Here is a 15,670-nt window from a genome sequence, read left to right as displayed (position 1 = left end):
CTTACAAATGGTGTACTGGACTTAATCAGAGGTTCCTTAAGTTCAAAACCTCTCACCACAGAGGCACAGAGGAAGGAAAGGCGGCCTGCATGCCGCCTTCGTTCCACAGGCAAGTAGCCATGCTATTTGAATTCCCTGCTGCACCACAGAGAAAAACAGGAGAAAGTCAAAGCAAGTCCCAGTGACTTCTCTACGCATCAACAGAAATGAAACGCAGAGATGAAATTAAAAATCCATCATTTCAGGTTTTCTCTTGCTCTTCTCTGTGTCTCCGTGTCTCTGTGGTGAGCCTTTTGGTTTTAACGAAAAACGACCAATGCAATCAAAATGACTACCACCCCCGCCCGCGTCACCGCCACACCCGCCGCAATGGAATTTATCAGTGCGCTGCAAAGCAAATACGGCCCGCTACTATTTTTTCAGTCCGGCGGCTGCTGCGATGGCAGTTCGCCCCTGTGTTATGCCAGGAATGAATATGGCATAGGCGATGCCGATGTGTATCTCGGTGATCTGGATGGCACGCCGTTTTATATGGACAGCAACCAATTTGAATACTGGCGGCACACGCAATTGATCATTGATGTCGTGGCGGGCATGGGTGGCATGTTTTCACTCGACAATGGCACGGGCAAGCGCTTTCTTACTCGCTCGCGTCTGTTCACGGATGAAGAAAATGATTTGCTGGGTACTGCTGTTTTGCACGGCCCGCAAGCTTGATCAATCACTCTTCAAAACCGCCAGCTTGCGGTAAATTGTATTGCGCGATACACCCAGGGTTTTGGCCGCTGCAGAAACATTACCCTGGTGCTGTTGCAGCGCCTGCTGTATTGCTTCGACTTCCAATGCCTCCAGACTGGCTGATGTCTGAGTCACAGCGATGGTGACTGGCGCAGGTGCTACCTCCATGTCTTCGAGAAAATCCTCAGGCAAATGTTCGAGCCGAATTTCCATATCGGAGTCTGTCATGACGATGGCGGTACGCAAGAGATTCGTCAATTGACGGAAGTTACCAGGCCAGCCATGGGCATGGAATAGCTGCATGACTGCAGGAGCAATCCTGTATTGTCTGCCTTCGCTTTCTGTCGCCAGGACTTTGGCAATGACGACATCGAGGTCTGTACGCTCGCGCAGTGGCGGCAGGCGCACCACCAGACCATTCAGGCGGTAATACAGGTCATCACGGAATTCGCCTTTGCCTATCATATCGCGCAGGTTACGGTTGGTGGCGCAGATCAGGGCGAGGTTGACGGGGATGGATTTGCTGCTGCCCAGCGGTGTCACCATGCGTTCCTGCAAGACCCGCAGCAAACGGGCTTGCAAATTCAGGGGCATGTCACCGATTTCATCGAGAAACAGCGTGCCGCCATTCGCCTGCAGGATCTTGCCTATATTGCCCTTCTTGCGAGCGCCGGTGAATGCACCATCTTCATAGCCGAATAATTCAGATTCAATCAGGGTTTCTGGTATGGACGCACAATTCACGGCAACGAAGGGGCCTGCTTTACGCGGTGAATCATTGTGCACGGCCTGGGCCAGCAATTCCTTGCCTGTGCCGGTCTCGCCCGTCACCAGTATCGAGATATCACGACCGATGACACGTTTGAGCTTATCGATGGCACGGGCAAGTTGCTCATCACCGGTATCGAGATAATGCAGGCTGGACAGCTTGGATTTGGTTTCTGCCATCTGAGGTTCGCGCGCATTGTCCAGCACATGCCTGGCTGCGGCGGAAGGTCGCTTGAGGCTCTGACTTCTGGCATACACACGCACGCCATTATGCAGGCAGAGCGTCAGCAAACCCGGTGTCGCGGTACGATAATGTTCGTGCAGTGCTGACACCGGTAAACCGAATAAGGAACTGAAGGTATGTGTCTGCAAGGCAGACAGCGGTAATCCCAGTTGGAACAAGCCGCTGCGGCTGGCCGATAGAAAGCGGCCATCGCTGTCAAAGCAGGCGATGCCTTCCATCAGTGTGCCCAAAAATTCAGGACGACTGTGAAAACTCAGTTTGATGGCATCCTGAAAAGAAGAAGCAAACAACTGGTTTTCTATCATCTGCGCCGACATGCGCACCAGGGCCATGGTGTGCTTGTGGAAATTATGCTGGTCACCAGTAACATCCAGCACACCGATGACATTGCCCGTGACATCAAAAATCGGGGATGCAGAACAGGTCAGGAAGCTATTGGCCTCAAGGTAATGCTGGTCGGCATGCACGATGGTCGGTGTTTTTTCGGCAATCGCCGTACCTATGGCATTTGTGCCCTTGCTGTTTTCTGACCAGGCAACGCCAGGGCTCAGTGCAACGCGATCAGCTTTTTCGAGAAAATCAGCGTCACCCAGGGTATGAACGATGAGACCGTTCACGTCCGTCAATATCACCATATTGTGAGTATTGATGATTTGCTCGTACAGGGTTTCCATGACGGGTACGGCATGCTGGTACAAGACCCGGTTTTGTTCCAGCAATTGTTTCAGGTCACCCTTGCCCAGCGGGCCATAGTCGGGCGTGGCACTACGGGGTATGCCATAGGCTGCTGAACGCTGATGTGCCTGTTCTATCATGATGTCTGATAAAGCAGGAATCACGCCAGACTCATGCTGGGTCGATTCCGGTGAAAATGATGTATTCCGCATCTGCATTGCCTGCCTCCTGCAACATGTCATCTTTTTCTTTTGACCACATGTTACACCCTTGAAAAGGGCTCTGCCGGATATATTGTGTCAGCTTGCTACAGATGCCATTGCTTATTTTTCAATTCTTCAACACAGAAATCCGTTGCTGGTAACAATTTTTCAAACGCCCATAGTCATAGAAATAACTGTCCGGTGAAATTCTCGCTGCATCGCAATCGCGTCTGAATGCGGTTTCGCGCTCGTTATACAGCATCCTGACCAGGGTCTGTCCCTGTTTGTTGGCATAGACATCCCACTGTATATTGGCAGCCATGGGCGCCACCTGCTCACCGCGCCATGCGTTGTTACTGTACTGGTACAACATACTACGCGGCTGTTGCGTTGACATGCCTTCGATACCGAGCAAGCTGGCCATGGGTATCATGATCTCGGCATGAGCGAACCTGAGCTTGGCCAGATGGGAGAGATCGCCACTGGCGATGGCATCGGTTTCTCTGAAAAAATCTGCCAGCAAGATGCCGGCCATACGGAAAGTGATATCGGCGTTTTCCACTGTGCCTGGCCCCTTGCTGTAAAAGCTGATGGCATCATCGGCTGCAGCAAAAACCCTGGCCTGCTCTGACGGCATGTAAGCAGTGAATTTACCCGAAGACAGGCGGGCCAGTTCCACCTGCATATTGGAAGCGGCACTATACAACTCGTACAGCGCCAGGGCAGCTTCAACCGGCGACCTGATTTCTGTCTCGCCATCCCCGGTAAGCTGGTTGGAGAATTTACCATCTTCGCTGGTAAAACTGTAAGTGCCTGTGTTGCCCGCCTTGATACGTCCCTGCTCCAGCTCAGTGATAAAGCCGGTATGGAACAGCCGTGCCAGCACCGCATGCGCCGCAGTTGCCAGCGAAGGCTGGGACAGTATCTGTGCTTCCTGCGCTTGCAATTCCCGGCTCTTCAGATAGCTTTGATAAGCCTGACTGGCAGCATAGGTCGGATATAGCGGGTCCGATGCATCAGTCACCTTATCCTGTGTGCCGCTTAGCTTGTGGAAATACAGCAGGAATCTGTCTGTACCGGGCTGCCTTGATTGAGGACGCTTGTCTTCCCTTGGTGTCAGTGAAGCGGGATACACAATCGACGCCTGCAAACCCGGCTGTTGCCTGAGCAGGGATTGCGTAAAAAAATAACCGCTGTCGACGGCACGGTCCTTGCCGGAGGTCAGTACCAGTATCTTTCTCGGACTGGCGTTATCAGCACTTACATGCGATGCAGTCTGGAACAAACCTGTCAGGCGCTCATGCATGCGGCGCGCCAGCTCTGTATGCTCATCTATTCCTTGCCGGGTTTCGTTGCCATAACCTGGTTTGCTGATACCGGGCACGGCATAACCCAATAAAAAATTGGCCTGCATCAGCTTCAGTATGTCAGGCCCCAGCTCCTTGCCCAGGTCAGTCAGTGCATCCGCCTTTTGTGCCTGTGACCACAGATTATAAAAAGCCAGGTCTGATTTCATGCCAGTCAGTCCGCGTGATCCATGTCTTGCCAGCATCTGCGTGTACACGGCGGTATACCCAGCAGGTACAAGCTGGTAACTGCTCATTGCCTGCTGCGGCTGATAAGGGGTCTTGGTATGATAGTGTCGCTCCACTGCCGGTTCAGCAACGGGGGCATTTGTCGTTGCAGCATTGACAGAGCATGACAATAGACAGACGAGTAATAAAAGCGGCTTGAAGGGTGCAGATTTCATCATCAGCTAGTTCAATCAAAAAAGGCAACTGCCTGAAGCAGCTGCCCGATAAAATTTACGATCTGTAGCAAGCGTGCGTCAGCGGGATAAGATCGTATACAGGTTCTTAGAAATCTATCCTGACATTCACACTTGCTGTGCGCGGTGAACCAACGTTCAGATAGTTTTCCTGGTAATAGGTCCAGTATTTGCGATTGGCAATATTCGAAATATTGCCACGTATGCTGACCATTTTACCGCCCATTCTTGCACGATAATTAAACCCTGCATCAAACAGGCTATACGCTGACAGCGTATGCACATTGGCAGCATCCATCGCCAGTTCACCCAGGTATTGCGTGCCGGCATGCAGGGCAAGGCCAGGCAGGACTTCGGGGCGCCAGGTCATTTGGATGGAAACCTGTTTCCTGGGTGCGCCGACGGCATTCTTGCCGGTGACGGCGGGCAACGCGTCTTTTAGCGTAGCGTCCAGCAGCATGAGACCGCCTTCAATCGACAGGTTTTTCGCTGCCTGGATGACCGTATTAAATTCCAGGCCCTGGTAAAGACTGCGGCCATCCTGGACAAAATAATTGGCGCTATTCGTGTACTGGGCGGCACGTTCGATACGGAACAATGATGCGCTGGCATTCCACGAACTGCGTTCGGTCTTGATGCCTATTTCAGTTTGCTTGCTCTTCAGGGGAGCAAAAGTCTGGTTGGCATTGACGGTTGAGCTGGGCGCACTGGCGCTTTGTTCCAGGGCTTCGACGTAACTGCCATACACGGTGGTATCGGCTGCAGGTTTGTACATCAAGGCCAGCGTGGGCGTACTCTTGTTGGCTGCATAAGCTGCAGCAACGGTATTTTTTGTCGTGTAAGCAGTATCTCTGAATTGGGTATAGCGCAAGCCGGTCAGCAAGGACCAGTTGTCATTAAACCTGATCGTGTCGCTGGCAAACACGGCGTCCTGCTTGGTTTTTTCATCTTCATAAGTACCGCCGCTGTAGTTGGTGCCATACACGGAAATGATGGTCGGCGCATACAGGTTACCGGTCCCCAGATAGACTTTGGGCGTGACGACGGATGAAGTCGATGTCAGTTCCTGCGTCATGACGCCGGCAGTGATCTGGTGTTGCAGGAAGCCCGAGATGAACCTGCCTTCCAGCCCGGCCTGTACTTGCGAAAATTGATAGCCATGGTATTCCGAGGTCACGCGGTCGCGGTAGTTGCCGCTGTCGCTGCTCAGGTAATACTGGTCTTTCTTGTAGATGCGTGTTGAATCAGAGCCGCGATACGCGATACTGACCGTCCAGTCTGGCACCAGCAGATACGTTACACCCAGGGTCGCGAGTTTGTAATCCACATCACTGCCAGCGCCTTCGCTATGCAGCCGCGTATCGCCGCTGATTGGCTGTGGCAATGCATACAAGGTGCTGGTAATGACATCCGTGCCACCGACGGTCTTGCGTTTTTGGTAGATGCCATTCAGGTTGATGAGCAGGCTGGAATTGACACGGAAATCGAGATTCAGACCCAGGGCGTTACGATTGACCGTACCGCTTTCTTCAGCCACTCCACCATCTTCATGCAGCATGTTGAGGCGATAGCCAAAACGTTCACTTTCGCCAAGACGGCCGCCAGCATCTATATGTTCCTTGATTGCCCCGCCCTGCTGGTAGCCAAGGGCAGCACTGAAACTTTTTTCTGTTGTCGGACGTTTGCTGACGTAGTTGATGATGCCGCCAGGCGAGCCAAAACCGTACATAAAGCCGGACAAACCCTTCAGCGCTTCTATGCTTTCAAACATTTCCAGCGGCATCTCGGTGCCACGATTGATATTGGCCAGGCCATCAATCTTGTAGCCATTCAGATCATCCAGGCGCAGGCCCCGCATCTGTATGGTGGCCGGATGGGTACTGATAGGCGGGCTGATGGCAGTGACCGAAGCATCGTACTTCATGACTTCAGAAATACTGGTGGCCAGCCTGTCTTCAATTTCATCGCTGCTGACGGCCTTGGTGGAAAATGGTGTATCGAGTTCAGACCGGCGGCCCAGCACGCCACTGCTGACATTGTCACCGAGCTTCTTTTTTTCTACCGTCGCCTTGATCACCACTTGAGACAAGCCGGAGCTGCTCATATTGTCAGCTTCTGTTGCCGCACAGGCTGCGGGGATTTGCCAGACCCCTGCACACAAGCCGGCGCTCATCAAAGCGGTGTGCAGTTTGCCAAAGCGAAGTATTGTGGAAGTCGTGAAAGTAGTGTGCATACAGTTCGATGAAAAAAAGCCCGGGCGTACAGGGGACGCCTGCTCAGCTCTGTGGTTTGATTTAAAACATGTGCAAAAATATCTTTAATGACAATTGATATTTAAGCAATAAAACATCGCCAGACGTCTGATAGTTTGGGGATTTTTTCGCATGTCTTTACGGATGCGTCATCCTAGAGGTGGATTGTTACCCGGCTATGACGCATCGCAACACGTCAGAAGCAGCGCTAGCCCGGCTATAGCAGGGGCAGGCAGCGCCGCTTTCCTCTATAATGCAGGTATTCGCAATTCAAGTATTTTAAGGAAGATAGCCATGAGCGACGTTCAAAGCTGGATCAAAGAAACCGTAACCGGAAACCCTGTTGTCCTGTTCATGAAGGGAACTGCCCAGTTCCCGCAATGCGGCTTTTCTGGCCGTGCAGTACAGGTGTTGAAAGCCAGCGGTGTGCAAAACCTGGTGACCATCAATGTGCTGGAAGACCCGGAAGTGCGTCAGGGTATCAAGGATTATTCCAACTGGCCTACCATCCCACAACTGTATGTCAAAGGCGAATTCATCGGCGGCTCCGACATCATGAATGAAATGTTTGAAAGCGGCGAACTGCAAGCCTTGCTGAAAGACTAAGAAGCGCATGACAGATGCAGGCACACCGAAACGCGCCATACGCCTGATCGTCGCCATCACCGGCGCGACTGGTGCAGTCTATGGCGTACGCCTGCTGGAAGTCTTGCGCAACATCCCCGATGTGGAAAGTCATTTGTTGATTTCAGAAGCAGGGGTACTGAACCTGTATCAGGAAATGGACTTGAAGCGCAAGGATGTCGAAGCCCTGGCCGATGTGGTGCACAATGTGCGTGATGTCGGCGCCAGCATTGCCAGTGGCTCGTTTTTGTCAGACGGCATGATCATCGCGCCGTGTTCAATGAAAACCCTGGCAGCCGTCGCCCATGGCTTGTCTGATAACCTGATCACCCGGGCTGCAGATGTCGTCCTGAAGGAACGTCGCCATCTGGTATTGATGGTGCGCGAAACTCCCTTCAACCTCGCCCATTTGCGCAATATGACGGCCGTGACAGAAATGGGCGGCGTCATCTTCCCGCCCCTGCCAGGCTTTTACCATCGCCCCCAGACAATCGCTGAGATGGTAGACCATACCGTCGGTCGCGTCCTCGACATGTTTGCCTTGCCACATGACCTGACGCCACGCTGGCAAGGCATCAAAGACAGCCCCTGAACAATCAATAGCGATCCATGATGAGCTGGGTCTTGAGCGAATCCTCAGCCACAAACCAGCCACGAGATATCAGGTAAGCCTGCAGTTCATCATGCTTGGCGGACGCTGTTGCTTCGCTCGTGGTCTTGAAAGAGGCTTCGACGATGTACTCAATACCTGTGCCCGCCTGGTTCAATATGGGCCAGACTTCGATGTACAGTTTCTGACCACTCCAGGTGCCGACAGAGCGCTTGGCCAGTATTGGACCATACTTGCGTGAATTATCGAGCATGGATTTGCCCCAGCCGCTATACTGCCAGTTGTCCATCTTGCCGGGAATATTCTTTTTAAGCAGGCTGCGCGAATCACTGCTGGATGGTAAGTCCATACCGCTATAACCGGACTTGCTGTCCGTCTTTGTGTTGGAAATACTCAGGGTTTTCTTTTGATAACCCCATTCGATCTGGGCTTCATAATTCTTTTCTGAAGAATCAAAACCATCTGCACTGGCTTTATACAGGGCTTCACTGATATTGCCATTGTCTATGGGATAGCGTTTTTTGTAAGTCAGTTCAAAATTGCTCTCGCCTTCGGTCTTGCGTAGGCGTGCTATCCAGGTGTTGTTGTAGATATCCCTGGCATTGGTGTCCATGAACAGCACATTCATCTTGGTTACGGATGTTGGCATATTGAAGGTGCTGAGCACTGTGCTTTTGAGTTTGTGGTCTGCATCAAGAACCACATTCGGGTTCATCAGCAACTTCACTTCATAGTCGGGCACCATATTGCCGGCAGCACTTGCCAGGTTCAGCCCCGCCCCCAGCATTGCCAACGCAGCCAGGCCCGCGCGCATGGTCGATCTTACAGTCAATGTTTTCAACATGATGTGCTCTCCACAGTTTTTGGTGGGCACACTATAGGTGTCAAATATGACGGACCAGTGACGGATCAGCTACGGTCCTGTCAAGAAAAGGCATGTCACCATGTCATAAGTGGGTCATACGCATGGTGTAACTTCGCTGGATTTTCGCCTTCCATCGATTCGCTTTTCATCAATATCCACGAGGTCACTCCATGAAGTACAGCAAGCAAACCCCAATGCTGCCTACATTGCTGACTCTGACGACACTGGCAACAGCAAGCCTGCTGGCAGCCTGCGGCGGCAGCAATAACAGCACAGTCAGCACGACGCCCACACCTAGCCCCGTGAACGGGATTTTTCTTGATGCGGCAGTTGAGGGGCTGGACTACACTGCAGCAGGTGGCAGCAAAAACAGCACGGCCAGTAGTGGTGGTTACATCTGCAACACCGGTGACAGTCTGGTGTTCTCTGTCGGCGGTATTACACTTGGCTCCACGGCCTGCGCTACCACCGTTACACCACTGAACCTGGCCAACTCCAGCAACGTCAAGGACGATAGCGTAGTCAACCGCCTGCTGGCCCTGCAATTGCTTGATGAAGACAATGATGTGGCCAACGGCATCAAGATTTCTGCCGCTGTTAAAACCGCTCTGGCCGGCCAGACGCTGGACTTTAATGCACCGGCTGCGACATTCAATGCCAGCATGATAGCCTTGCTGGCCAAACTGCCGGGCAATTACCAGAGCCGCACGGTAGATGCCGGCCGCCGCACCCTGGTGCGTGAACATTTTGAAGACACCATGGCATCCAGACTAGGTACACCTGTCGTAGAAACAGTCACACAGAGCAATGCACTGGGTACGGTCAGCGCTGCCATCACCCGTTACCAGATACAGGCTGCCGATAATTTCTTTGTACCTTATGAAGGCAATAATGCTGCCGTCAGGGCAGAGTTCCCCAAAGGCTTCTTGCCATCCTATGGTTCTGGTTTGACATTCAAAGGCAAAGCAGCCGATGGCACGCTGGAGTTTTATGGCATTACCGATCGTGGCCCGAATGGCGATGGCCCCAAGGTACCCAACGCTGTCGTCACAGCTGGTGCAACAGGCACCAGTGATGCCAAATTCTTCCCGTCTCCGAGCTTCACACCATCGTATGGCCTGATCAGCATAGGCAAGGATGGAGCGGTACTGAAATCTGTCACGCCGATCAAATTCAGTTCTACCATCAATGCCTCGGGTTTATCCATCGCTGCTGGCAAGCTTGGTTCATCTGCAGAAGTACCATTGAATGATGCAGCCAGGTATGACGCCGGCAGCAAGACCACCTTCAGCGACTATGGCCTTGATACCGAATCCATCGTCTATGATGCGGCGCGTGGTGTACTCTGGGTATCGGATGAATATGGCCCCTTCATCCTGAAGATAGACATCGCCACCGGCATCATCCTGAAAAAATACCAGCCTGGCACAGGTGCGGGTGACTTACCGGCGGTCTTGCTGAAACGCCGCGCCAACCGTGGCATGGAAGGCTTGTCGCTGGAAGTTGCTACCGGCAAGCTCAATGGCTTCGTACAAAGCCCGCTTGACGATGGCAAGGCCAATTATGTCGTGCCTGGTGCAACAGTCGCTACCAGCGAAAGTATCAAGGACTATGCCAAGTTCAACCGTTGGGTAGAGTTTGATCCGGCGACAGAAAAAACCAGGCTGTATGCCTACCCCATAGACAGCACACAATACACCTCTGGCAAAACCGGCAACGCCAAACTGGGCGATCTGGTGTCACTCGGCAATGGCAAGTTCATCGTCATAGAACAGGGCACTGACCCTGACGGCAAGGCTTTCAACAAGCTGATGCTGGTGCAGGTGCCAAACAATGCTACCGACATCGCCAGCATGGGTACGGACCTGGAAAAAAGCAGCATGACGGGTGCTGCAGTGAATGGCGTCAATTATGCCAATATCGTCGTGCTTCAAAAAACTGTGCTGTTTGATCTGAACAATGCAGGCTGGCTGGCAGAAAAAGCTGAAGGTCTGGCTCTGGTCGATGAAAACACCCTGGCGCTGACCAATGATGATGACTTTGGCATGAAGACTGTGATTGTTGACCCTACTGGCGCCATCGTCGTTGGCGCTGACGTCACCAAGTGCACTGTCGATGCCAATGGCGCCATGACGACCACTGCCAGCGCCCTGGGCTGTACTGCAGGCAATACCATGCGCGTTGCCCGCGGCGCCGATACGGAAAGACCTAACCGTATCTGGCTGTTCAAGTTCAGCAAGAAACTGGCGGATTTTAACGTTCCGTCCTGATCCATCCTATCTTGTCTTTACCGACAGAAAGCCGCCGATGTACTGTTGGATTATCAGCGGCTTTTTTGCAAACAACACTCAAATCAATACTCAAGTCAACACGATCTCCTGCGCCAGATACGAATACACCGCCGACACCCGACGCAAATGCCTGGCTTCGGTATGTGTAAGCAACCATAGCTCGGTCTGACATTCGTCCAGCACCTCTGTCAATTGCAGCAAATCCTTGCGCCCCTGTGCAAGGAACAGGGGCAGGATGCCCAGACCCAAACCCTGGCCCACCAGTTCTGCTACCGTGAGTATGCTGTTGACCTTGTAAGTAACCTGTAACCTGGGAAAGTGCTTCTTGCGCCATATTACGGACGGATGTTCTGGCAAGGCATCATCTGGTGCAATCCAGTGATGGCGCTGGGCGGTTTCTGCGTCGAAATGCCTGATCTTGCTGGTTTTTCCAGCATACAGAGCCACCCTTATCGGCCCCAGGTGTTTGCCGATCAGATGTTGGGGTGGCCGTTTACTCGCACGTATGGCGATATCGGCATCACGCCTGGTCAGGCTGGCCAGTTCATTGCCAGCATGCAAATCCAGGCTCAGCAAAGGATGCAAAGCCTGCAAGGGCTTCAATACCGGCGTCAGCAAGCCATGCAGTATGGTGTCGGTCGTGGTGATACGCACCGCACCAGCCACCTGATCAGGCTGCAATTGCATGGCTGAGCGGGCGGCTTCGAGTTGCACTTCCATCTGCTCGGCATGCACAGCCAGCTCCTGTGCCAGTTCATTGGCTTGATAGCCTGTACGCGAGCGTTCAAACAGGCGTTGCCCCAAACCTTTTTCCAGTTTCTGTATGTTGCGGAAGACTGTGGACGCATCGAGTGACAGGCGCTCACCCGCCTCGACCAGTTTGCCGGTGCGTACCAGTGCCAGCACGACTTCCAGGTCGGCCGCATTTAGTCTGTATTGCATTTTTGCATTCATGGTTTGCTTTTATGCCTATTTTCATTGCGATGACGAAATTTTATATTAGCTCCATCAATCACTTCCTGGAGAACAAAATGACGCATTCAACTCTGTCTGGCAGCAATGCCTACGGCATCACCCTGCTGCGCGTCAGTCTGGGCATCATGTGGATAGCGCACGCTTTACTGAAACTCCTGGTGTTTACCCTGGCCGGCACAGCGCAGTTTTTTACCAGTATAGGCTATCCCGGTTTTCTCGCTTATCCCGTGTTTGCGCTGGAATTATTCGGTGGCCTGGCACTGGTGCTAGGCATCTATAGCCGCCAGGTTGCTCTGGCACTGGTGCCCATCATGGCCGTTGCTGCGACTGTGCATTTTGGCAATGGCTGGGTGCATACCAGTCCTAACGGTGGCTGGGAATACCCAGTATTTCTGATCGCGACATCGATCGCTGTCTGGCTACTGGGTGATGGTGCATTTGCCTTACGCCGCAGCGCCCGGTTTTCACTGGCATGAGCGGGGGAAAACATGAACAGTAAATACACCCTGATCAGTCACAAGCTTTGCCCCTATGTACAGCGTGCAGCTATCACCCTCACTGAAAAAGGGATCAGCTTTGAACGAGTGGAGATAGACCTGGCGCACAAACCTGACTGGTTCTTGCAAGTATCGCCACTGGGCAAGACACCAGTGCTGCTGGTAGACGGGCAAGCCATCTTTGAATCAGCAGTCATTTGCGAATACCTGGATGAAACAACTTCACCTCGCCTGCACCCTGAATCCGCACTGGAAAGAGCGCAGCATCGCGCCTGGATAGAATTTGCCTCAGCCACCTTGAACAGCATAGGTGGTTTTTACAATGCGGCAGACGAGCAGATGCTGCATGCCAAAGCGGCTGAATTACAGACGAAGTTTGTGCAACTGGAAAACCAGCTTGGCGATGGTCCTTATTTTTCGGGGAAAAATTTCAGCCTGGTGGATGCTGCCTTTGCACCGGTGTTTCGTTACTTTGAGGTGTTTGAAGAGATCGACGATTTTGGTTTCTTCAAAAACCTCCCCAGGTTGACCGTCTGGCGTCAGGCACTGCATTCACGTGCGTCTGTACGAAGTGCCGCACATGAAAATTATGCGTCTCTATTACATGAATTTTTACGCGTGCGCGGTTCTGCTCTGTCACATCTTATGCGATAAAAAAAACGGTGCTGTTTTTTGCACCGTTTTCATTTTCCTGCACTAAAAAATCAGAGATTGTTTCTCAGAAATTCCCACTTGGCTTTTTGCAGTGACCACATGGTCCAGTCACCGCGCGGGCCATGACCTGCGCCCGGATACAGTTGCAGGCTATAGTCCTTGCCATTCTTGATCAGTTCATCAATGAACATGATGGTGTTTTGCGGATGCACATTGTCATCCATGGTGCCATGCATGATCATGATCTTGCCGCTCAAATCCCTGGTCGCCTTGAGCACGCTGCCCTTATCATAGCCTTCGGCATTTTCTTGCGGCAGTCCCATGTAGCGCTCGGTATACACGCTGTCATATAAACGGTAATCCGTCACCGGTGCGCCGACAAAACCTATCTTCCAGGCCTTGCTGTGTGTCATCGCATACGAAGTCATATAACCGCCATAGCTCCAGCCGTTCAGTGCTATCCTGTTCATGTCGGCCCAGCCCTGCTTGCGCAGCCATTCCAGACCATCGAGCTGGTCCTGCAATTCCAGCTGCCCCAGTTTCTTGTGGATGGGCCAGGCGCTGACGGCTCCCTTGTTGCTGGCGCTACGGTTGTCGAGTATCCAGACCACATATCCCTGTTGTGCCAGGAAATGATGCCAGAGATTGCTGTTCCAGCGATCCGTCACCTGCGGTGCCATCGGACCAGCATACAGATGCTGATAGACGGGGTATTTCTTTTTCGGATCAAAGTCAGGCGGCAGGAACAACAGGCTTTCCAGCAAGAAGCCGTCGCGCGACTTCACCTGTTGTTGCGTCACCTTCGCCAGTTTCAGTCCCTGCATTTTCTCAGGCATGCCGGCATCATCAACCAGCTTCAGCTGCTGACCGGCATCACTGAACAGGGCTTGTCTGGGTGGCTGTTTCAAACTGCTCCAGCTGTCGATGAAATGGGTGTAGCTGGTATTCCAGCGGGCATAATGGGTGCCGGATTCCTTGCTCAGCTTTTGCAAATGACTGCCGTCGAGATTGACGGTGTAGACATCGTTGCCTATAGGATTGGCTTCATTGGCGGCAAACAGGACGCGGCTTTTTGCTTCATCAATGCCATAGACAGTCCGGATATCCCAATCACCTTTGGTGACAGCAGTTTTCAACTGGTATTGACTGTCATAGCGGTACAGATGCCTGTGGCCTGTGCGGTCTGACTCCCAGATAAAGCCGCCATCCTTGAGGAAGACCGGCAGCGGCAGGCGTTCGGTCCAGGCCGGACCGCTTTCGCGCAATACCTGCCGGCTCCTGTACTGCCCATCATAAATACGCAGATCCAGCCAGGTTTGCACTCTGTCTTGCCAACTGGCCAGCAATTTGCCATCCGGTGTCCAGCCCACCTGCACGATCAAGGTTTCCTTGCCTGGATAAGGACTGTCGGTCCAGCTGGTTTTACCCGCCATGTCAACAATACCAAGCTTTACTTCTGGATTGGGGTCGCCAGCCTTGGGATAACGGGTGCGTTCAGTCCTGATTGGCTGTGCATGGTCGCCACTGAGTGTATAGACCGGTACCTTGCTTTCATCAAAACTCAGATAGGCGATCTTTTTGGAATCAGGCGCCCACCAGAAAGCACGCAGATGACCACGGCCATAAATCTCTTCCATGTAGACCCAGTCAAGGCGGCCATTGAAGGTGGTCTCGTTACCCCCGGTTGTCAGGCGTTTTTCTGTGGCTGTGACGACATCGGTGACATACATGTCATTGCCTTTGAGGTAGGCAACTGATTGCAGGTCAGGCGAAAGTATCGCCTCATCCTCGGCCACGTCCGGCGTATGCGTTAACTCTTTGACCTTGCCGGCGGCCAGGTCCAGCAGCCACAGATCGTTCTTGTACGTAAATAAATAAGCCTTCAATTCTGGCTTGATCTGCGGCGTCAGCTTGTCAATTTGTACCTTTGCTTCTTTCTCTGCAATACCGGCCGCCAGCATCAGTTGCAGGATATTGCCATCGGCTGCCAGTGCCTGTTTCTCCCACGTCGCCGGATTCACCACGAACTGCTGGACTACGCCGTCTTTGCTCTGTGTTTCTATCAACCGGTTTTGAGCGTCCCAGGTCAGGCGCGTCAGTGGTTTGGTGTCGAATTTTTCTTTTTTTGTCGGGTGATACAGCATTTCAAGGCTAAGCATGCCGTCCTGGGCATAACTGGCGCCACTCAAGTTGCAAAGCAACAGGGGGAGCAGCAAATGCTCGACACGTATTTTCATGGGATTCCTTATCTTTTTTTATCTTTGGTTGGCTGTAAGAATGCAAATTGCATCGATTAAATAATTATGACCACCCTGATGCAATGTGGTTCACCACGAAAAACAGAAACGGAAAGAAAATACCGGAATTGAGAAAGAGGAGAAAGGAAAAAAGAAAAAACCCACCGTTATTGCTAACGATGGGTTTTTAATTTGGTGCCGACTGCCGGAATCGAACTGGCCACCTGATGATTACAAGTCAACTGCTCTACCAAATGAGCTAAGTCGGC

General features: G+C 52.4%; 12 protein-coding genes and 1 tRNA gene. 6 read left to right on the top strand and 7 right to left on the bottom strand.

Features of this window, described 5'->3' with window-relative positions; all coding sequences use genetic code 11:
- Window positions 1-327 precede the first annotated feature (327 nt).
- A complete protein-coding gene (locus LZ463_RS23410) occupies window positions 328-717 on the top strand; it encodes a DUF779 domain-containing protein (protein ID WP_241458711.1) in 390 nt (129 codons plus the stop codon).
- On the opposite strand, the gene LZ463_RS23405 is transcribed toward LZ463_RS23410, so the two are convergent.
- From LZ463_RS23405 to LZ463_RS23395, 3 genes are all read right to left on the bottom strand, one after another.
- Window positions 718-2,565, bottom strand: coding sequence for a sigma-54-dependent Fis family transcriptional regulator (locus LZ463_RS23405; RefSeq protein WP_241458745.1), 1,848 nt, complete (start codon window positions 2,563-2,565; stop codon window positions 718-720). It abuts the gene before it with no gap.
- Window positions 2,566-2,755: 190 nt separating this feature from the next.
- Window positions 2,756-4,381, bottom strand: a complete 1,626-nt coding sequence (locus LZ463_RS23400) for a histidine-type phosphatase (RefSeq protein WP_241458710.1) — start codon at window positions 4,379-4,381, stop codon at window positions 2,756-2,758.
- A gap of 103 nt (window positions 4,382-4,484) precedes the next feature.
- On the bottom strand, window positions 4,485-6,629 hold the full coding sequence (locus LZ463_RS23395) for a TonB-dependent siderophore receptor (protein WP_241458709.1): 2,145 nt from the start codon (window positions 6,627-6,629) through the stop codon (window positions 4,485-4,487).
- 313 nt (window positions 6,630-6,942) lie between these two features.
- On the opposite strand from LZ463_RS23395, the gene grxD reads away from it, so the two are divergent.
- A complete protein-coding gene (gene grxD / locus LZ463_RS23390; protein ID WP_241458708.1) occupies window positions 6,943-7,254 on the top strand; it encodes a Grx4 family monothiol glutaredoxin in 312 nt (103 codons plus the stop codon).
- A 7-nt stretch (window positions 7,255-7,261) separates the two neighbouring features.
- On the top strand, window positions 7,262-7,864 hold the full coding sequence (locus tag LZ463_RS23385) for a UbiX family flavin prenyltransferase (protein ID WP_241458707.1): 603 nt from the start codon (window positions 7,262-7,264) through the stop codon (window positions 7,862-7,864).
- 4 nt (window positions 7,865-7,868) lie between these two features.
- Here LZ463_RS23385 and LZ463_RS23380 read toward each other — a convergent pair whose 3' ends face one another.
- Complete coding sequence (locus LZ463_RS23380; RefSeq protein ID WP_241458706.1) at window positions 7,869-8,726, bottom strand: hypothetical protein; 858 nt, start codon at window positions 8,724-8,726, stop codon at window positions 7,869-7,871.
- A gap of 215 nt (window positions 8,727-8,941) precedes the next feature.
- Here LZ463_RS23380 and LZ463_RS23375 point away from each other — a divergent pair, with 215 nt between their 5' ends.
- Window positions 8,942-11,017: an esterase-like activity of phytase family protein gene (locus tag LZ463_RS23375; protein WP_241458705.1), complete on the top strand. Its 2,076-nt coding sequence runs from the start codon at window positions 8,942-8,944 to the stop codon at window positions 11,015-11,017.
- A 90-nt stretch (window positions 11,018-11,107) separates the two neighbouring features.
- On the opposite strand, the gene LZ463_RS23370 is transcribed toward LZ463_RS23375, so the two are convergent.
- Window positions 11,108-11,992, bottom strand: a complete 885-nt coding sequence (locus LZ463_RS23370) for a LysR family transcriptional regulator (protein WP_241458704.1) — start codon at window positions 11,990-11,992, stop codon at window positions 11,108-11,110.
- Window positions 11,993-12,069: 77 nt separating this feature from the next.
- On the opposite strand from LZ463_RS23370, the gene LZ463_RS23365 reads away from it, so the two are divergent.
- Together LZ463_RS23365 and LZ463_RS23360 are read left to right on the top strand one after the other, a co-directional pair.
- Window positions 12,070-12,489, top strand: coding sequence for a DoxX family protein (locus LZ463_RS23365; RefSeq protein WP_241458703.1), 420 nt, complete (start codon window positions 12,070-12,072; stop codon window positions 12,487-12,489).
- A gap of 12 nt (window positions 12,490-12,501) precedes the next feature.
- Window positions 12,502-13,164 (top strand): glutathione S-transferase family protein, encoded by a 663-nt coding sequence (locus tag LZ463_RS23360; protein WP_241458702.1) that lies wholly within the window; start codon window positions 12,502-12,504, stop codon window positions 13,162-13,164.
- A gap of 50 nt (window positions 13,165-13,214) precedes the next feature.
- Here LZ463_RS23360 and LZ463_RS23355 read toward each other — a convergent pair whose 3' ends face one another.
- Together LZ463_RS23355 and LZ463_RS23350 are read right to left on the bottom strand one after the other, a co-directional pair.
- Window positions 13,215-15,401 carry a S9 family peptidase gene (locus LZ463_RS23355; protein ID WP_241458701.1) on the bottom strand — a complete coding sequence of 729 codons (2,187 nt, stop codon included), beginning with the start codon at window positions 15,399-15,401 and terminating at the stop codon, window positions 13,215-13,217.
- 193 nt (window positions 15,402-15,594) lie between these two features.
- A tRNA-Thr gene (locus tag LZ463_RS23350) sits at window positions 15,595-15,670 on the bottom strand.

Source organism: Undibacterium paludis (genome assembly GCF_022568815.1).
Taxonomy (GTDB): domain Bacteria; phylum Pseudomonadota; class Gammaproteobacteria; order Burkholderiales; family Burkholderiaceae_D; genus Undibacterium.
The sequence above is the reverse complement of the archived record's forward strand: the minus strand, read 5'-3'. Positions and strand labels throughout refer to the sequence as shown.

What these genes read in the sequence shown, in the direction of transcription:
- LZ463_RS23410 (WP_241458711.1), top strand. Translation starts at nt 328, where the DNA reads ATGACTACCACCCCCGCCCGCGTCACCGCCACACCCGCCGCAATGGAA.
- LZ463_RS23405 (WP_241458745.1), bottom strand. Translation starts at nt 2,565, where the DNA reads ATGATAGAACAGGCACATCAGCGTTCAGCAGCCTATGGCATACCCCGT.
- LZ463_RS23400 (WP_241458710.1), bottom strand. Translation starts at nt 4,381, where the DNA reads ATGATGAAATCTGCACCCTTCAAGCCGCTTTTATTACTCGTCTGTCTA.
- LZ463_RS23395 (WP_241458709.1), bottom strand. Translation starts at nt 6,629, where the DNA reads ATGCACACTACTTTCACGACTTCCACAATACTTCGCTTTGGCAAACTG.
- grxD (WP_241458708.1), top strand. Translation starts at nt 6,943, where the DNA reads ATGAGCGACGTTCAAAGCTGGATCAAAGAAACCGTAACCGGAAACCCT.
- LZ463_RS23385 (WP_241458707.1), top strand. Translation starts at nt 7,262, where the DNA reads ATGACAGATGCAGGCACACCGAAACGCGCCATACGCCTGATCGTCGCC.
- LZ463_RS23380 (WP_241458706.1), bottom strand. Translation starts at nt 8,726, where the DNA reads ATGTTGAAAACATTGACTGTAAGATCGACCATGCGCGCGGGCCTGGCT.
- LZ463_RS23375 (WP_241458705.1), top strand. Translation starts at nt 8,942, where the DNA reads ATGCTGCCTACATTGCTGACTCTGACGACACTGGCAACAGCAAGCCTG.
- LZ463_RS23370 (WP_241458704.1), bottom strand. Translation starts at nt 11,992, where the DNA reads ATGAATGCAAAAATGCAATACAGACTAAATGCGGCCGACCTGGAAGTC.
- LZ463_RS23365 (WP_241458703.1), top strand. Translation starts at nt 12,070, where the DNA reads ATGACGCATTCAACTCTGTCTGGCAGCAATGCCTACGGCATCACCCTG.
- LZ463_RS23360 (WP_241458702.1), top strand. Translation starts at nt 12,502, where the DNA reads ATGAACAGTAAATACACCCTGATCAGTCACAAGCTTTGCCCCTATGTA.
- LZ463_RS23355 (WP_241458701.1), bottom strand. Translation starts at nt 15,401, where the DNA reads ATGAAAATACGTGTCGAGCATTTGCTGCTCCCCCTGTTGCTTTGCAAC.